15 protein-coding genes are annotated in these 13,638 nt (G+C 70.9%); 12 read left to right on the forward strand and 3 right to left on the reverse strand.

Going from position 1 to position 13,638, the window contains the following annotated elements:
- Window positions 1-3: 3 nt before the first annotated feature.
- From CEP17_RS00635 to CEP17_RS00645, 3 genes are read left to right on the forward strand one after another with little or no spacing between them, the layout of a single operon-like run.
- The gene (locus tag CEP17_RS00635) at window positions 4-786 is read left to right on the forward strand and encodes an isocitrate lyase/phosphoenolpyruvate mutase family protein (protein WP_112930879.1); all 783 of its coding nucleotides are present in this window, start codon (window positions 4-6) and stop codon (window positions 784-786) included.
- Between the two features lie 30 nt (window positions 787-816).
- Window positions 817-1,197 carry a DUF3054 domain-containing protein gene (locus CEP17_RS00640; protein WP_112930880.1) on the forward strand — a complete coding sequence of 127 codons (381 nt, stop codon included), beginning with the start codon at window positions 817-819 and terminating at the stop codon, window positions 1,195-1,197.
- Window positions 1,198-1,224: 27 nt separating this feature from the next.
- On the forward strand, window positions 1,225-2,505 hold the full coding sequence (locus CEP17_RS00645; protein WP_112930881.1) for a M18 family aminopeptidase: 1,281 nt from the start codon (window positions 1,225-1,227) through the stop codon (window positions 2,503-2,505).
- Window positions 2,506-2,517: 12 nt separating this feature from the next.
- Here CEP17_RS00645 and CEP17_RS00650 read toward each other — a convergent pair whose 3' ends face one another.
- On the reverse strand, window positions 2,518-3,753 hold the full coding sequence (locus CEP17_RS00650; protein WP_112930882.1) for an MFS transporter: 1,236 nt from the start codon (window positions 3,751-3,753) through the stop codon (window positions 2,518-2,520).
- Window positions 3,754-4,020: 267 nt separating this feature from the next.
- Here CEP17_RS00650 and CEP17_RS00655 point away from each other — a divergent pair, with 267 nt between their 5' ends.
- From CEP17_RS00655 to CEP17_RS00665, 3 genes are all read left to right on the forward strand, one after another.
- On the forward strand, window positions 4,021-5,331 hold the full coding sequence (locus CEP17_RS00655; protein WP_112930883.1) for an MFS transporter: 1,311 nt from the start codon (window positions 4,021-4,023) through the stop codon (window positions 5,329-5,331).
- 62 nt (window positions 5,332-5,393) lie between these two features.
- Window positions 5,394-6,290 (forward strand): SDR family oxidoreductase, encoded by an 897-nt coding sequence (locus CEP17_RS00660; protein WP_112930884.1) that lies wholly within the window; start codon window positions 5,394-5,396, stop codon window positions 6,288-6,290.
- A gap of 94 nt (window positions 6,291-6,384) precedes the next feature.
- The gene (locus CEP17_RS00665) at window positions 6,385-7,218 is read left to right on the forward strand and encodes an SDR family NAD(P)-dependent oxidoreductase (protein WP_112932824.1); all 834 of its coding nucleotides are present in this window, start codon (window positions 6,385-6,387) and stop codon (window positions 7,216-7,218) included.
- 69 nt (window positions 7,219-7,287) lie between these two features.
- Here the strand turns inward: CEP17_RS00665 and CEP17_RS00670 are convergent, their stop codons facing one another.
- The gene (locus CEP17_RS00670) at window positions 7,288-8,322 is read right to left on the reverse strand and encodes a beta-propeller fold lactonase family protein (protein WP_112930885.1); all 1,035 of its coding nucleotides are present in this window, start codon (window positions 8,320-8,322) and stop codon (window positions 7,288-7,290) included.
- Window positions 8,323-8,358: 36 nt separating this feature from the next.
- Between CEP17_RS00670 and CEP17_RS00675 the strand changes: the two genes are divergently transcribed.
- The 5 genes from CEP17_RS00675 to CEP17_RS00695 all read left to right on the forward strand — a co-directional run bounded on the left by CEP17_RS00675 (window position 8,359) and on the right by CEP17_RS00695 (window position 12,198).
- Window positions 8,359-9,006, forward strand: coding sequence for an NAD(P)H-binding protein (locus CEP17_RS00675; protein ID WP_112930886.1), 648 nt, complete (start codon window positions 8,359-8,361; stop codon window positions 9,004-9,006).
- 37 nt (window positions 9,007-9,043) lie between these two features.
- The gene (locus CEP17_RS00680) at window positions 9,044-9,223 is read left to right on the forward strand and encodes a hypothetical protein (protein WP_039411607.1); all 180 of its coding nucleotides are present in this window, start codon (window positions 9,044-9,046) and stop codon (window positions 9,221-9,223) included.
- A gap of 70 nt (window positions 9,224-9,293) precedes the next feature.
- Complete coding sequence (locus CEP17_RS00685; RefSeq protein WP_112932825.1) at window positions 9,294-9,848, forward strand: NYN domain-containing protein; 555 nt, start codon at window positions 9,294-9,296, stop codon at window positions 9,846-9,848.
- A gap of 85 nt (window positions 9,849-9,933) precedes the next feature.
- On the forward strand, window positions 9,934-10,506 hold the full coding sequence (locus CEP17_RS00690; RefSeq protein WP_112932826.1) for a PadR family transcriptional regulator: 573 nt from the start codon (window positions 9,934-9,936) through the stop codon (window positions 10,504-10,506).
- A 6-nt stretch (window positions 10,507-10,512) separates the two neighbouring features.
- The gene (locus CEP17_RS00695) at window positions 10,513-12,198 is read left to right on the forward strand and encodes an AarF/UbiB family protein (protein WP_112930887.1); all 1,686 of its coding nucleotides are present in this window, start codon (window positions 10,513-10,515) and stop codon (window positions 12,196-12,198) included.
- On the opposite strand, the gene CEP17_RS00700 is transcribed toward CEP17_RS00695, so the two are convergent.
- Complete coding sequence (locus tag CEP17_RS00700; RefSeq protein ID WP_112930888.1) at window positions 12,195-13,103, reverse strand: hypothetical protein; 909 nt, start codon at window positions 13,101-13,103, stop codon at window positions 12,195-12,197. The genes CEP17_RS00695 and CEP17_RS00700 overlap by 4 nt on opposite strands.
- An 81-nt stretch (window positions 13,104-13,184) precedes the next feature.
- Here CEP17_RS00700 and CEP17_RS00705 point away from each other — a divergent pair, with 81 nt between their 5' ends.
- Window positions 13,185-13,634, forward strand: a complete 450-nt coding sequence (locus CEP17_RS00705; protein WP_036319929.1) for a hypothetical protein — start codon at window positions 13,185-13,187, stop codon at window positions 13,632-13,634.
- Window positions 13,635-13,638 lie beyond the last annotated feature (4 nt).

A 13,638-nucleotide genomic window follows, 5' to 3' on the forward strand; every position in this document is an offset into this window, starting at 1 on the left:
GACATGACAGATGCCTCCCTCGCCGCCCGCGCTCAGCGCCTGCGCGACCTGTACGCCGCCCCCGAGATCCTCCGCGTCGCCAACGTGTGGGACGTGGTCTCCGCGAAAGCCGTCCTCGCGCTGCCCGAGACGCGCGCCCTGGCGACCGCGGGGCACTCCATCGCCGCATCCTTCGGCTACGAGGATGGGACGATTCCGCTGGAGACGACGCTCGACATGATCGGGCGCATCGTCGCCGTCGCCGGTGAGATTCCGGTCAGTGCCGATCTCGACGACGGGTACGACGACCCCGCCGACACGATCCGCCGCGCGATCGCGGTCGGCGTCGTCGGTGCGAACATGGAGGATCGCCTGCGCCCGTTCGACGAGTCCGTCGCTCGGGTCGCGGCCGCCGTCGCCGCCGCGGATGCCGAGGGCGTCCCGTTCGCGCTCAACGCCCGCACCGACGCGGTCGTCCGCGGAGGCGAGCGCCCGCTGGCCGATTCGATCGACGACGCCATCGCACGCGGACGGGCCTTCCTCGATGCCGGCGCGACCTCGGTGTTCGTCCCGGGGGTGCTCGATGCCGAAGCGACCGCGCAGCTCGTCGCGGGCATCGGTGAGCGGTCGGTGAGTGTGATCGGCCTTCCCGGTGCCCTCGCCGCGGGGGAATACGAGCGGCTCGGCGTCGCCCGCATCTCGTACGGTCCGCTGACGCAGCGGGTCGCGCTGACCGCGTTCCAGGACGTCACCCGCAGCCTCTACGCCGACGGTGTGATCCCCGCGGGCACCCGCGCGCTCAACTGACCCACCGCGCGACAGGAGGAGGATGGAGGCATGTCACGATCCGCCTCCGTCCTCCTCTTCTTCGCCCTCGACGCGGCGCTGGTCGTCACCTTCGCGGCCGTGGGCCGCGCCAGCCACGATTCCGACGTGTGGACGGGGCTCGCCATCACGGCGTGGCCGTTTCTGGCGGCTCTCGTGCTCGGGTGGCTGATTGCGCAGGCGTGGCGGGCGCCGCGCGCGCTCGCTCGCACCGGGCTGCCGGTGTGGGCGATGACGCTCGCGGGCGGCATGCTGCTGCGCGTCGTGTCGGGCCAGGGCATCGCCGTGTCGTTCGTGATCGTCGCGGGCATCGTGCTCGCCGTCTTCCTGCTGGGGTGGCGGCTGATCGCGCTGATCGTTCAGCGCGCGGCGGCACGACGCCGCGCGGCATGAGCCCGGACCCCGAACTACGCTGAGGAGATGCCCGCTTCCGCTGCCGCCCGCGCCCACGCCGACGATCTCGCCGATTTCGTCGCCGCGTCTCCTTCGAGCTTCCACGCGGCTGCGGAAGTCGCGCGACGGCTGGAGGATGCCGGATTCACCTCCCTCGTCGAGGCAGAGGCGTGGTCGCTCGCTGCGGGCGGGCGGTACGTCGTCGTGCGCGACGGCGCCGTCATCGCCTGGGTGGTGCCGCGTGCGGCCGATGCGCGCACCGGCATCCACGTCTTCGGCGCCCACAGCGACTCCCCGGCGCTGAAGCTCAAGCCGAAGCCGACCACCGGGCGCTTCGGCTGGCTGCAGGCGGGAGTCGAGATCTACGGCGGCCCGCTGCTGAACTCCTGGCTCGATCGCGAGCTGCGCCTCGCCGGCCGTCTGGTACTCGATGACGGCTCCGCCGTGTTGACCGCAACCGGGCCGTTGCTGCGTCTGCCGCAGCTCGCGATCCACCTCGACCGTGAGGCCAACGACCACCTCGCTCTGAACAAGCAGACCCAGACCCAGCCCGTCTGGGGGCTCGGCGACGCCGCGTCGGCCGACCTGCTCGGTGAGCTCGCGGCCGCCGCCGGCATCGACGCCGCACGCATTCGTGGCTACGACATCGTGACCGCCGACGCCGCGCGCGGCGCTGTCTTCGGCAAGGAGGACGTCTTCTTCGCCAGCGGCCGTCTCGATGACCTCGCGTCGGTGCACGCCGGTGTCACCGCCCTCGTCGCCGCGCCGTCCGACACCGCGCACATCCCGATGCTCGCGGTCTTCGACCACGAGGAAGTCGGCTCGGCGACGCGCTCCGGCGCCGCCGGCCCGTTCCTGTCGGACGTGATCGAGCGGGTGCAGCGCGGACTCGGGGCCGATCGCGACGAGCAGCTGCGGGCACTCGCGGCATCCTGGTGTGTCTCCAGCGATGTCGGCCACTCCGTGCACCCGAACTACCCCGAAAAGCACGACCCCATCGTCCAGCCCGTTCTCGGCAGCGGTCCGATCCTGAAGATCAACGCGAATCAGCGCTACGCGACGGATGCCGCCGGTGCGGCCGCGTGGCACGGCTGGTGCGACGCCGCGGGCGTCGTCTCGCAGGAGTTCGTCTCGAACAACGCCGTGCCCTGCGGGTCGACGATCGGGCCGATCACGGCGACGCGACTCGGCATCCGCACCGTCGACGTCGGCATTCCCATCCTCTCGATGCACTCCGCCCGCGAGCTCGCCGGCACGGCCGACCTGTTCGCCCTCAGCCGCGCGGCAGAAGCGTTCTTCTCCGCCTGAGCGCCGCCGACCTCAGCAGCGGCGGTGCGCCGCCGACGTCGCCACCAGGTTGACGAGGGCGAAGAGGGCGCCTGCGCCGAACAGCAGGGGGTACCCGATCACAGGGCTCAGCGAGGCGAGTACGGCCGGAACGAAGAAGCCGAGGTAGCTGAGGGAGTAGTAGACGGCGGTCAGACCGGCCAGATCGTCGGGGCCGGCGATCCGTTGCACTTCCTGCAAGCCGGTGACCAGCAGAAAGCCGTAGGCCGTGCCCAGAGCTGCCGCGGCGATGATCGCGACGGCCAGTGACATGCTCAGCGCCGCCGCTGCCGCGAGGGCCAGCCCGATCGCCGTTGCCGCGAAGGACGCGATGATCGTCCGCGCGCTGCCGGCCCGATCGATGCGCCGCACGAGGCTCTGGGCTGCCACACCGCATCCGAGCGCGATGAGACACAGCAGACCCGCGAACCCGACTTCGAAGCCGGGCACCTGGGCGGAGAAGAGCACGGGCAGGATCGCATAGGCGCTCGCCGCCGTGCCGAACACCCACGGGGCGAGTGGGGCGACGACGAACACGAACCGGCGGTGAGTCGCCGCCGGGATGCGGAGGTCGTCGCGCAGTCGACCGGGGTGCGCGCTGCGCGTGCGCGTCTCGGGGGCCGACCACATGAGCGCGAGAGCGAGCGCGCACAGCAGGACGTTGACGAGATACGGCAGCACTTCCGGAGCCGTCCCCGATTGCGCGATGGCGGCTGCCACCGCGGCTCCCAGGGCGAACCCGACCGTCAGCACGAGCGCCGCGCGGCGCGCACCGGCGCCGGCGTCGGCGTCGGCGTCGAACGGAGCTGCCGAGAGCTCTTTGATCCAGGCCGTGCCCACGGCCATCACGAGACCGAGCGCGAGGCCCGAGAAGACCCGGCCGGTGAAGAGTTGCGCGGCCGATCCGCCGCCGGCGGCGAGAACGGCGGAGCCGGTGAGTGCGAGGACGGGCGCGGGCAAGGCGAGGGCCCGGCGGCCGAACCGATCCGAGAGGGGGCCGCCGATGAGCAGGGCCGGCACGATGCCGAGGACATACGCGCCGAGGAGGAGGTTCACGGTCAGAGCGCTGAGGTGCTGCTCCAGCCGGTAGGTGACCAGCAGGGGAGTGAACTCATTGCCGCCCCATGCCACGGCGAACACCGCGGCGCTCACGCGCAGCCAGGGCGCCACGCGTGCACGGCGTCTGGCCCCTGCGACCGGAATCGGCAGGGAGGAGGTGGCGACTGACATGCGCGGGTGCCCATCTGTGAGGAGGCGGCACCGTTGTCGCTGGCGGTCGGGGACCGTTCGATGCTACTCCGATTTCGCCGTGTGGTCAGACCACCGGAGATATCCATCCGGTACACTCGAGTGTCGTGCTCCTTCGCGGAGCGCGAAGTGCATCTACCTGCTCCACCCAGCCATCCGACCGCGACGTCGCGGACGGCACCCGGCCCCGGATTCGTTCGGAGGGCAAGGCGGCACGTGAACAACGAGCCCATGTCCCGGAGGAACCCCGTGCACCACCCCTCGACCGCCAGCGGTCGTTCATCGCTGATCGCGCACACCGGATGGGCGTACTGGCCGATCGCGTTCGTTGCACGTCTGCCCTTCGCGATGATGACCGTCGGCGTGCTCATGCTCGTCGTCCACGCGACCGATTCGGTCGGCTTCGGCGGGCTCACCTCGGCCGCCGTCGGCATCGGCGTCGTCATCGCGGGCCCCATCATGGGCGATCTCGTGGACAGACACGGACAGCGGCGCGTGCTCGTCCCGGTGGGGCTCGCCAACGGCATCCTGCTCGCGCTGTTCCCGCTGGTGGCGACGGCGGAGGCGCCCCCGGGCGTGATCCTTGCGGCGGCTCTGGCGATCGGGCTGACCGGACCGCAGGCGGCGGCCATGTCGCGCAGCCGGCTGCTGGCCATCGTCGCCGCGCGCATCGCTCCCGAGCGGCGCACGAAGACGACCTCGCGGCTGATGTCGTACGAGTCGGCTGCCGACGAGACGGCCTTCGTCATCGGCCCGTTCCTGGTCGGCATCCTCGCAGCCCTCATCGCACCGTGGGCTCCGATCGCGGTGGCCGCAGCGCTCAGCTTCGGCTTCGTGCTCGCGTTCGCGCTGCACCCCACCGCGCGCCTGCTGCAGAGTCGCGCCGACACCGCGGCGGAGCGCGCCGCCTTCCGCGCGGTGCTGACGCCCTCGATGCTCGTGCTGGTGGCGGCGACGTTCGGGGTGGGAATGTTCTTCGGCGCGGCGCTGACGTCACTGACGGCCTTCGCGCGGGCTGCGGGCGACGAGGCGCAGGCGGGCCTGCTCTACGGGCTCATGGGCATCGGCTCCGCGGTGCTGGCCCTCGGCGTCGTGCTGCTGCCCGCGCGCTTCGCCCTGCGCCACCGTTGGCTCGCCTTCGCGGGAGTGCTGACGGCGGCATCCGTCGGGTATGCGACCTCGTCGAGCCTCGGCATGGTCGCCGGCTGGCTGCTCGTCATGGGGCTCGGCGTCGGGCCGACGCTGGTGACGCTGTTCTCGCTCGCCGGTGAGCGCGCCCCGCGCGGACGATCGGCGACGACCATGACGCTGCTCAGCTCCGCCCTCACGCTCGCGCAGGCGCTCGCCGCGGCGGCCACCGGCTGGATCGCCGAAGAGTTTTCGCTGAGCGTCGCGATGGTCGTGCCCGCCCTGGCCGCGGCGATCGTCCTGTCGCTGGGTGTCGTGAACGTCGCGATCGCACGCCGAGGCCGCACCGCCCCCGCCCGTCCGGCCGCAGATGTCGCTGTGGACGAGGCATGGCGGCGCGACGGGACGGACGAGCGCGCCCGCGCGCGCTAACACCGCCCGACGGCACTGTCAATCCACCTGCGCGGCGGCGCCCGGTCGCCGAGACTGCCGGAATGACCCGCGACCAGTACACGTTCACCGACCCGGCCGCCCTCTACGCCGACATCGAGCCGCAGAAGCAGCGGATGCCGGAACCCGGCCTCGAGGCCGAACTGACGCCCCGTCCGGATCTCGGCGAGGACACCTACCGCGGAACCGGGCGTCTGCGCGGCCGCCGCGCCCTCATCACCGGCGGCGACTCGGGCATCGGTGCCGCCACCGCGATCGCGTTCGCGCGCGAAGGCGCCGACGTCGCGATCTCCTATCTGCCCGAAGAGGAGGAGGACGCGCAGCGCATCGCCGGGCTCATCCGCGACGCCGGCGTCACGGCGCTCACCTTTCCGGGGGATCTGAAGGATGCCGCCTACTGCCGCGACCTGGTCGAGAAGACCGTCGACGGCCTCGGCGGACTCGACATCCTCGTCAACAACGGGGGCAAGCAGATCTTCAACGAAGATCTCGAGACCCTGAGCGACGAGCAGTTCGACGACACGTTCAAGACCAACGTGTACGCGATGTTCTGGATCACCAAGGCCGCCCTCGCGCACCTCGAACCGGGCTCGTCGATCATCAACACGACCTCCATCCAGGCGTACAAGCCCTCTGATGTGCTCGTCGACTACGCGTCGACGAAGGCCACGATCAATGCGTTCACGAAGGCGCTCGCCCAACAGGTCGCGCCGCGCGGCATCCGCGTCAACGCGGTCGCGCCCGGGCCGATCTGGACGGCGCTGCAGCCCACCGACGGCCAGCCGCAGGACAAGCTCGACAGCTTCGGCGAGGACACCGCACTCGGGCGAATGGGCCAGCCCGCCGAACTCGCCCCCGCCTACGTGTTCCTCGCATCGGCCGAGTCCAGCTATGTCATCGGCGAAACGCTGAACGTCAACGGCGGCATCCCCTCGCCCTGACCCCTGCACTCCTGTCGGGTCGCGGTCATGCAGGGGGCGGCCCGGCAGGACCCTCTGTCGGCGGACGTAGACTCGCCGCATGACCCCTCCCGGCATGAACGAGAACGACCCCCGCACGATCGTGATCACGGGAGCCAGCAGCGGCATCGGTGCCGCCGCGGCCCGACAGCTCGCCCTGGCCGGGCAGCGGGTGGTGGTCGTCGGGCGCGACCCGCGGCGGACCCGGCAGGTGGCCGAGGGGATCGGCATGCCGTTCCACGTCGCCGACTTCGCCGTCCTCGCGCAGGTGCGCGCGCTCGCCGATGAACTGCGGGCGAGCTATCCGCGCATCGACGTGCTCGCGAACAACGCGGGCGGCATCTTCGGCGATCGCACCGTCACGGTCGACGGATTCGAGGCGACCTTCCAGACGAACCATCTGGCGGCGTTCCTGCTCACCAATCTGCTGCGCGATCGCCTCGTCGACGCGGGAGCCGCGGTCATCCAGACCTCGAGCGTCGCCGCGCGACGTTTCTCGCGCTTCGACATCGACGACCTCAACGCCGAGCGGCGATATTCTGCGAGCTCGGCATACGGCAACGCGAAGCTCGCGAACATCCTGTTCACGAAGGAGATCGAGCGGCGCTGGGGCGACGACGGCGTGGCGGCGGCCGCATTCCACCCGGGCGTGATCGGCAGCAGCTTCGCGGCCACGGCCAAGGGTCCGTGGCGCTTCATGTACACCAATCCCGTGACGAGCCGGCTGCTGACCTCGACCGATGTCGGCGGGGCGCGGCTGGCCTGGCTCGCGCTGGGCAAGCCGGGTCTGGACTGGGAGCACGGCGGCTACTACGTCGCCAACCGCCGGGCGCGCACCTCGCCGGTTGCCGCCGATCCGGTCATCGCCGCGCGCCTGTGGGAGCGCAGCGCGGAGATGGTCGGCCTCTGAGGCGGTTCATCCGTCCGCTCTCGTCGTCATCGGGCGGCGGATGCGGCGAGGCGGGACGGACGACGGGCGTCAGTCGATGAAGCGCACCCAGTTGGCGCCGTTGCCGGTCTCGGCGCGCTGGAGCAGCTCGAGGCGCTCGCCGTCCACGGCGTACAGCGACACCGACGTCGACTTCTCGCCGGCGGCCACGAGGTAGCGACCGTCGGCGCTCGTGGCGAAGCCGCGGGGCTGCTGCTCGGTGACGGTGAAGGTCGCGGCATCCGAGAGGCTGCCGTCGGCGGCCACCGGAACCGCGGCGAGCGTGCTCTCGGTGCGCTCCGACGCCCACAGCACGCGGCCGTCCGCGCCGGCGTGCAGGTCGGCGCCCCAGATGAAGTGGTGGGCGAGGGGATCGGCGCCGAACTCGCTGTGGCCGAGACCCTTCGAACGGTCGAAGGCGGATGCCGCGCCCACCAGCTCCAGCGTGCTGGTCGCCGTATCGCGGGCGTAATGCAGCACCTCGCCGGAGAACTCGGTCATGACGTAGACGGCATCCTGCGCGTCGTTCACCAGCAGATGGCGCGGTCCGCTGCCGGCGGGAGCCGCCACGGTCGCGGGTTCCAGCGGGACGAGGGCGAGCTCGTCGGCGATCGCGTACTGGGCGACGAGGTCGGCGCCGAGCGAGACGAAGTAGGCGAACCGGCCGTCAGCGCTCGGCAGCACCGAGTGCAGGTTGGGGTAGGAGATCGTCGATACCGGCTCGCCGACGACGCCGTCGACGATGGGGGAGAGGATGCCGTAGCCACCGCCGTAGCTCGCGCCGAGAAGGGCCGTGCCGTCGCGCGTGAGCGCGAGGTAGTTCATGCCGCCGGCGGGGAGATCGCGGCGCGACAGCGGAGTGAGGATGCCGCTCGTACGGTCGAGCGAGAGGGTGACGATGCCGGCAGGATCCCCCTTGACCGCCGCGTAGACGAGGTCGCGCGCGGCATCCACGGCGAAGGTGGAGCATCCCGTCAGCCCCTCGGTCACGGCGAGGCGCTCGAGGGTGCCGTCGGCGAGGCGGAAGGTGGTCAGGGAGCCGTCTGCGGCGTTGGCGACGAGAACGAGAGCGGTCGTGGCGGTCATGGTTCCAGCGTAGGCGGCCGCGCGTAGGCTGGAACCATGGCACGCATCCTGATCATCGGCGGGCACGGCAAGGTCGCGCTGCAGGCCGAGCCGCTGCTGGTTCGGGCCGGACACGACGTGAGGGCGGTGATCCGCAATGCGGATCACGCCGACGATGTGGCGGCTGCCGGGGCACATCCCGAGGTGGCCGACGTCGCGGGTCTCGACATCGCGCAGCTGACCGACCTCGTCCGCGGCTCCGACGTCGTGATCTGGTCGGCGGGCGCCGGCGGCGGTGACGCGGCCCGCACCTACGCCGTCGACCGTGACGCCGCGATCCGCACGATCGATGCCGCCGTGGCGGCGGGCGTCGACCGGTTCATCATGGTGTCCTATTTCGGTGCTGGAGCAGACCATGGCGTCGACCCCGACAACGGCTTCTTCGCCTACGCCGAGGCGAAGGCCGCTGCCGATGATCATCTGCGCGCGAGCGGCGTCGACTTCACGATCCTGGCGCCGTCCAGCCTGACCGACGACGCAGCCACCGGTCTGATCGAGACGGATGCCGAGTCGGGCACCTCGGTGTCGCGCGCCGACGTCGCCGCGGTGCTCGCGGCCGCGGTCGACGAGCCGGCGACGCGAGGGCGCACCGTGAGCTTCAACACCGGCTCGACGCCGATCGCCGCCGCGCTGGCGGCCGCTTGACGCGCGGCGTGACGGCGCACGCCCCTACGCTGGACGCATGAGCAGGAGCACTCTCTGGAGCGTCGTCGGCGTGATCGTGGCGATCGCGATCGCCTGGGTGATCGTCAACGTGATCTTCAGCGTGCTGTGGTTCGTGGCCAAGCTCGTCGTGGTGCTGGTCGTCGCGGTGATCGTCTTCTTCGTGCTGCGCCGGATGTTCTCCCGCGGCGACGAGTGAGCTCGTGCGCCCCTGCTAGCGTCGAAGGGCGCGGCCCGGGCGGGTGCGCGCGGATGCCGAGGGAGGCAACGTGACGGACCGCACCAGCTGGATCCTCGTGGACGGCGAGAACATCGATGCCACGCTCGGCGGATCGATCCTCGGCCGTCGCCCGCAGCCTGACGAGCGTCCCCGGTGGGATCGCCTCCTGGGCTTCCTCGAGGAGCGCTGGCAGCAGCCGGTGCGCGGCCTCTTCTTCCTGAATGCGTCGACGCATCTGCCGATGCCATTCGTGCAGGCGCTGCTGGCGCTGGGCTACACTCCGGTGCCGCTGTCGGGCCCCGCCGACGCGAAGGTCGTCGACCTCGCCATCCAGCGGACGCTGCGGGCGCTGGAGGACCGCAGCGGCGACGTCGTTCTCGTCAGCCACGACCGTGACTTCGTCGATGACCTCGCAGCACTCGTCGACGACGACCGACGTGTCGGGCTGATCGGATTCCACGAGTTCCGCAGCAGCGAGTTCGCCGCCGTCCCGGGTATCGAGTTCTTCGATCTCGAATACGACGTGCATGCTTTCGACGCCCAGCTGCCGCGCGTGCGCGTGATCCCCATCGAAGAGTTCGACCCGCTCCAGTTCCTCGGCTGAGCGCGCAAGAACTCACGGCGCGAACATAGGTGAACGATATATCGTTCACTATCGCCGAATGATCGGCGCGATTTCGGGAGGCATCATGAACGGTTCATTCTCCGGTCCGAGCTTCGGCGGACGCGGGTTCGGCTCCGGGTCCTTCGCGGCCGGTTCGGCGGGCATGTGGGAGGCGATGGAGAATCTCCGCGCGTCCTTCGAGCAGCGCACCGGCCCCCGCATGGGACGAGGTGACGTGCGCGCGGCGGTGCTGGCCCTGCTGTCCGAGCAGCCGATGCACGGCTACCAGATCATCCAGGAGATCGAACAGCGCAGCGACGGCGCGTGGAAGCCCAGCGCCGGCTCGGTGTACCCGACGCTGCAGATGCTGGCCGACGAGGGCCTGATCGTCGCCGAGGAGGCGAACGGCCGAAAGACGTATGCGCTCACCGACGCCGGTCGCGCCGAGGCAGAAGCCTCCGCGGACCGTCCGGCGCCCTGGGAGACACCGGGTCAGCGCGACGGCGGCCGCATGAGCGCGCTGCCGAAGGCCGGCTTCGCGCTCGCGCAGGCGGTCGGGCAGGTGGGGCGCACCGGCACGCCGGAGCAGGTGCAGAGCGCCGTCGAGCTCCTCGACGAGGCCCGTCGCCGCGTGTACGCGCTGCTCGCACAGGGCTGATCGGCGGTGCAGTCCGGCTCACGCGCGCGGTACCGGCGCATCCTCCGCTTCGCCGCACTGTCGCTGGCGCAGACCTGGTGGTACGACCTGTTCCTGCCGCGCGTGGGCCTCGCGCGCCTCGCCGCGCGCTCGCGCAGCGCGCGGATGCAGCGCATCGCCCGCCGCTTCCACGCGCTCGCCGTCGACCTCGGCGGTCTCATGATCAAGGTCGGCCAGTTCATGTCGTCGCGCCTGGACGTGCTGCCGCCGGAGATCACGAAAGAACTCGAGGGGCTGCAGGACGAGGTGCCGCCCGTGCCCTTCGCCGATATCCGCGCCGCAGCGGAGGCGCAGCTCGGGATGCCGCTGGAGCGCGCGTATGCCTGGTTCGACGAGACTCCGGTGGCCGCGGCATCCCTGGGGCAGGCGCACCGCGCCCGACTGACGCCGGCAGATGCGACGCTGAGCGGATTCGGCGCCGTCGTCGTGAAGGTGCAGCGCCCGGGGATCGACGAGATCGTCGACGTCGACCTGGCGGCGCTGCGCCGAGTCGCAGGGTGGCTGAGTCGCGTGCGACTGGTCTCGGACCGCGTCGATGCGCCCGCGCTGACCGAGGAGTTCGCGGCGACGTCGCGCGAGGAGATCGACTACCTGCACGAGGCGCAGAACGCGGAGCGATTCGCCGCGGACGTGGCGGATGATCCCGCCGTCGCCGTGCCGAAGGTCGTCTGGGAGCGCTCGACGCGCAAGGTTCTGACGCTGCAGGATGTGACGGCGATCAAGATCTCCGACGTCGCGGGTCTGCGCGCGGCCGGCATCGATCCCGTGGAGGTGGCCGAGGCCTTCGCGACGACCATGTTCACGCAGCTGTTCCGCACGGGTTTCTTCCACGCCGATCCGCACCCGGGCAACGTCTTCGTGACGCCCCGCCCAGCCGGCGCGGATGCCGCGGCGCCGGCGTGGACACTGACCTTCATCGACTTCGGCATGATGGGCACCGTCGACGACCGGCTGCGCTCAGGGCTTCGTACCGTGCTGCTGGCCGTCGCGGCTCGCGACAGCAAGAGACTGGTGCAGGGCATTCTCGATGTCGGCGCGCTCTTGCCCGGCGCCGACACCCGTGAGCTCGAGCGTGCCTACGCGAAACTGTTCGCCCGCTTCGGCGGCATGGGATTCGCGCAACTGCGCGAGGTCGATCCCCGCGAGTTTCGCGACTTCGCGGAGGAGTTCGGCGATGTCGTGCGGAGCCTGCCGTTCCAGCTGCCGGAGAACTTCCTGCTGATCGTGCGCGCCATCTCGCTAACCTCGGGCGTCTGCAGCACGCTGGAGCCCGAGTACAACATCTGGGAGAGCATCGAGCCGTTCGCCGGTCAGGTGCTGCGTGATGAGGGCGGCAACGTCGTGAAGGACGCGCTCGCGCAGGTCGCGGAGGTCGCCACGACCGCGTGGCGTCTGCCCGGACGCCTCGACGGGCTCATCACGGGTTTCGAGGAGGGCACGGTGTCGGTCGACATGTCGCGCCTCGAACGCCGACTCGATCGCCTGGAGCGGATCGCTCAGCGTGGCCTTGCTGCGGTGGTCTTCGGCATCCTGCTCATCGGCGGCATCCTGCTGCGGGTGACCGACGAGGTCTTCGGTGTCGCGATGATGATCGCGTCACTCGTCCCGCTCGTCGTCAGCCTCCTGCCGCGCGGTCGGCGCCGGCGCCGCTAGGACGCTCCGCCTCGCGCCGCCGTGAGAAGCGCATCGACGACGGCATCGGTGACGTGTGGCGCGACGTGCAGGTTGAGGGCGGGCTCGACGAGCTCGACCTCCAGCAGCGCCAGGCCGTAGGCCCGCGAGCGCACGGTGTCGACGCGGGCGTAGAGGGGGAGCGGACCGCCGGTGACGGCCTGCACCGCCCGCACGACGGCGGTGGCGAAGGCGATCTCGTCGTCGTAGGCGGGTACCTGTTCGGGATGTTCCTCGTAGACGCCGCCGATGAGTCCGCCGCCCACTTCGAGCAGGGCGCCCTTGGAGATGGCGTGCGTGAATCGTCCGTCGACGAGGTAGAGGGCCTTCTCCCACCCGCGGGACAGTTCGGGCACCTCGGGCTGGATCATCGCGGTGTCGCCGGCCTCGATGATCCGTGTCGCCAGGTCGAGGGCCCGCTCGTCGGCGGCGTCGAAAAGGCCGGTGTCGCGCGCCCCCGCCGACACCGCCGGCTTCACGACGACGCGGTCGTGCGCGGCCAGCGCCGCGCGGACGTCGTCGACGCTGTCCGCGTACGTGGTGGGTACCACGCGGATGCCGGCGCCCTCGAGGTCGGCGAGGTAGTGCTTGTCGAGGTTCCAGCGCATCGTCGCCGGGGCGTTGACGACGCGGGTGGATGCCGCCGCGCGCTCGAGCCAGGCCTGGAACTCATCGGGACGCTCGGGGTAATCCCACGGGGAGCGGATCGCGAGCAGGTCGAAGGCGGCGAGATCGACGGTGTCGTCGTGCCAGACGACGGCCTCGGCCGCCGCGCCGCGAGCGCGGAGTGCATCCAGGAGCACCGGGGTGTCGTGGTCGGGGTCTTCGTCGGAGTAGAAGGCGGCGTCGGTGACGACGATGCCGATCCGTGATGCAGGCGAGGTCACGAGAGACCACCCTACCGAGGGCGTTCTCCTTGACCGGGCCCCTCCCGGGCGGCAGGCTGGCGGGAAGACCACGGAGGTGTCATGGCAGCTACGGCCGTTCCCCTCGTCGAGAGCAGTACGCTCCCCGGCGTCATTCTCGTCGAGCGCGTGCGTCGACTCGTCCTGCTGTCGGTGCTGCTCGCGTGCGGCTACGGCATGTTCGTGCGCGGTCAGAAGCAGTCGTGCATCGGGCAGGCCTCGGGACCTGGCGCGTGCGCGGAACTCGTTCTGAGTCCGAGCCCTCTGGTCTTCGTCGCGGCCGCCGTCATCGTGCTGCTCTCGCTCAAGCGTGTTGTTCATCACGCGGCATCCGATGACGATGCGCGGCGGATTCTCGGGCGCGCGGCCACCGGTGTCGTCGTGCTCTTCGTCGTCGCGACGGTCGTGTCGCTGACGTGGCTCGCCCTGGTGCCGGTGCCGGACCCCGGCGAGCCGTACGCGATCGCTTTCCCGTTCCCCTTCGCGTCCGGCGAGTTGCGTATGACCCCGTAGCGAC

This window comes from Microbacterium sp. PM5, from assembly GCF_003293595.1.
Taxonomy (GTDB): domain Bacteria; phylum Actinomycetota; class Actinomycetes; order Actinomycetales; family Microbacteriaceae; genus Microbacterium.